The organism is Microbacterium sp. BF1 (assembly GCF_019279095.1).
GTDB lineage: Bacteria > Actinomycetota > Actinomycetes > Actinomycetales > Microbacteriaceae > Microbacterium > Microbacterium maritypicum.
This window is the reverse complement of sequence record NZ_JAGYWT010000892.1, coordinates 1-526: the sequence shown is the minus strand read 5'-3', so window position 1 is coordinate 526 and position 526 is coordinate 1. Positions and strand designations below refer to the sequence as shown.

1 protein-coding gene is annotated in these 526 nt (G+C 69.4%); it reads left to right on the top strand.

The genetic code is table 11. The annotated features are described in order from the left end of the window. Positions 1–526 (top strand): transposase (locus KZA10_RS17400; protein WP_218683534.1); only part of this gene is annotated, 526 nt, incomplete at both ends.

The window sequence follows — 526 nt, the reverse complement described above, 5'->3', positions numbered from 1 at the left end:
CCTGGCGGCAGGACACGTCGAAGGCGGCGGCGCCGAGGGAGAAGATCTCCCGCGGCGGGATCGGGTGGGCACTCACGGCGATCGTGGTCGACCACCTCACCGTCTCCCGCGCCGCAGCAGGGCTCGGGGTGTCGTGGCATACCGCGAACACCGCGATCATCGCCGAAGGCAAGCGTCGCCTGATCGACGACCCGGCGAGGTTCGACGGGGTCACCACGATCGGTGTCGACGAGCACGTCTGGCGTCACACACGGTTTGGCGAGAAGTACGTGACCGTGATCATCGACCTCACCCCCACGAGGAACAAGACGGGCCCGGCCAGGCTGCTGGACATGGTCGAGGGCCGCTCGAAGCAGGTGTTCAAGGAGTGGCTCGCCGCCCGGCCTGCGGAGTGGTCGAGCCGGATCGAGGTGGTCGCGATGGACGGGTTCTCCGGGTTCAAGACCGCCGCGGCCGAAGAGCTCCCCGACGCGGTCCCGGTGATGGACCCGTTCCACGTCGTCCGCCTCGCCGGCGACGCGCTCGA